3 protein-coding genes are annotated in these 2,552 nt (G+C 62.8%); 2 read left to right on the top strand and 1 reads right to left on the bottom strand.

Going from position 1 to position 2,552, the window contains the following annotated elements; translation table 11 throughout:
* Positions 1 to 394: 394 nt before the first annotated feature.
* Positions 395 to 1,174, bottom strand: coding sequence for a TSUP family transporter (locus tag FS507_RS16350; RefSeq protein WP_145943828.1), 780 nt, complete (start codon positions 1,172 to 1,174; stop codon positions 395 to 397).
* A gap of 334 nt (positions 1,175 to 1,508) precedes the next feature.
* Here FS507_RS16350 and FS507_RS16345 point away from each other — a divergent pair, with 334 nt between their 5' ends.
* Entirely contained in the window at positions 1,509 to 1,730 is a 222-nt protein-coding gene (locus tag FS507_RS16345) for an antitoxin VbhA family protein (RefSeq protein ID WP_260853591.1), read from the top strand.
* Positions 1,731 to 1,733: 3 nt separating this feature from the next.
* Positions 1,734 to 2,471, top strand: coding sequence for a Fic/DOC family protein (locus FS507_RS16340; RefSeq protein ID WP_145943826.1), 738 nt, complete (start codon positions 1,734 to 1,736; stop codon positions 2,469 to 2,471).
* The last annotated feature ends 81 nt before the right edge of the window (positions 2,472 to 2,552 follow it).

Below are 2,552 nucleotides of genomic sequence, written 5' to 3'. Positions count from 1 at the left end.
GACTCGCATTAATCTACACACCCCACACACACGACACAAAACACCAGGTCACAACGTCACTGTTGGACCGTTCTGCTTGTCGGTACGTCCCGCGGCGACCCCGCTCCCTCCCTTGGAGATCGGTACGCGGCAACCCGAATCGTCTGGCCCACCACCTGCACGCGAGCTTCCCGTGCTCGGGACTCACCGGGCGCAAGCCTGCGGGTCGATGAGCGGTACCGCTACGGGAGCATCGTTGACGCCTCACCGCGGTAGATGCGCGCTCCGCTACTTGCGGGATGCGGGAACACGTCCGACTGAGGCGACCTGACTCCGTCAATTTCGAGGCCGGGGTAGGTCAAGAGAGAACTTCATCCCGCGGGCTTCAGCCCCGGGACAGTACCCGACAGCCGATTCATCCTCCCGAGCCGGCGAACTGGTCATAGGCGAGCTTGGCCGACATCAGCACGACGACTACGAGGATGACTCCGCGTAGAAAGCCTGTCCCCCGACCAATGACCATCCGCGCACCGATCTGCGCTCCGATGACGTTGGTGACAGCCAGGCCGAGACCGAGCCACCACAGCACCTCGCCCTGCACCGCAAAAGTGACGAGAGCCCCGAGATTGGTGAATACGTTGATGACCTTCGCCCAGGCGGCACTCGAGATGAAATCGGCGCTAAGAAGACTGGTGAAGCCCATTATCAGGAACAGCCCCGTACCCGGCCCAAAGGTGCCGTCATAGACGCTGACGGCACCGACAAGTGCCAGGAGTGCAAAGACAGCGCGAGGCGCTGACCGAGTCCTGCTCGGAGCGTCAGCCTCGCCAAAGGACGGCCGGAACAAGATGAACAGGCCGACAGCGACAAGAAGCACGATAATGACCGGTCGCATCAGCTCCCTGTCCACCGATGAGGCGATCATGGCCCCGCCGGCCGAACCGGCGAGCGCCAGCGGCGCGTACCGGAGTGCTCTGACTGCCGCGGGAACTCTGCGTACCAGCACGGCGGCCGAGCTCGCGGTGCCAAAGATCGCAGCCACCTTATTCACCCCGAGGGCCTGAGCATTGGACATTCCAGGGTTCGCAATCATCACCAGCGGTATAAGAATCAGTCCGCCGCCACCGACAATCGCGTCGACCCATCCCGCAACCAGGGAACCGACGAGCAGCACCGTGATGACCGTAGGAGACAAGCCTGTCCATCCTTACTGCATGACTGCCACTGATAACCGGCGCTGCCGGGCAGCGCCACCACCGTAAGGGTAGCTGGCGGACCGCAGTCCTGCGCGTCGGCGGATCCCCTCTCCTGTGGATCCGCAACTTGCTTCCACCCCGGTAACTGCTCCTGGCCGGGAGAGGACCCCGTACCCCTGCCCACAACAGCGCGTCCGTTCGCCCCGGCGGGCGAGAAGTACAGACGAGACATGGAACGAACGTGCAGGTAACCGACTCGTTCTAGACTTCAGCGGGTGTGTGTTCCGTGATAGAATATGAGGTCGACGAGACAGACGGAAGGCTGGAAAGATCGTGAAGGACTACCGCACTGAGGACCAGAAGATCGCCGCTGTCGCCGCGTCGATGACGATGGCCGGCCAGCCCGTAACTCCTGAGGATGAGGCTCGTGGCCGCCGTATCCTCCGCGGCGAGATCTCCGGTGACCAGGCCGTCCTGGAGGTTCTGGAGGAAGAGGGCCTGGCGGACAGTCCCCACGCTGCTGAGCTTCGGCGTCGGATTGCCTCCGCCGCATAGGCCATGGTTTCGGACGGTGCCGCAGCACCAGAAAACTTCTACGGGATCTCCGACCCCGCAAAGCTGGAGCGTGTCGCCGGAAGATCCGCCGCCCAGCGTCTCTACGAACTGGAGAGTGGCGATCCCCTGACCAGCTTCACCCGTGAAGTTCTGGTCAGGGTTCACGCGTACCTGATGCAGGACATCTACCCGTGGGCCGGGCAGATCCGTACTACCGAGGTCGGGGCAATGGGCATGGCGATGTGTCGTGCCCAATTCGTCGACAACGAGCTCGACCGGGTTATCCGTGATATCGACCGAAAGTCGCCGTCAACAACCGACATCGACGCCGCGGTGAACACCGTGGCCGACCACTGGTCCGAAATGACCATGGTCCATCCGTTTCAGGACGGCAACAGTCGTACCCAAAGGTTTTTCTTCGATCAGATGCTCCGGAATGCCGGGTGGGCGGTGGACTGGACCCAGGTGAACGCTGAACGGGTCCATGCCGCCCGCTACGTCGGTGCGGCCACGGTCGACTCGTCGTATCTCGCGCAGACACTGCGCCCTGCGGTCCACCCGGCCGATCAGATCGCCGCCGGCACACTGACCGCGACCGTCAACACCCGGGACACCCGTGCATCAGCCGAGATCTTCCACGACATGATGGAGTTCAAGCGTTCACACCCCCGGGGTACGCCATATCAACTGCCCGGCCAGTTCAACCCGTCAACAACCGACACCGACCTGAGCGAGCGGTAGACGGCCGAACCGTCCGATTGTCGTTTTTGGATCCGTTCACCGGTGAACACCACACCTTCCACAGCACCTACACCCCCCACA

It is taken from the genome of Corynebacterium glyciniphilum AJ 3170 (genome assembly GCF_007673095.1).
In the GTDB taxonomy this organism is placed as follows: Bacteria; Actinomycetota; Actinomycetes; order Mycobacteriales; family Mycobacteriaceae; genus Corynebacterium.
The sequence above is the reverse complement of the archived record's forward strand: the minus strand, read 5'-3'. Positions and strand labels throughout refer to the sequence as shown.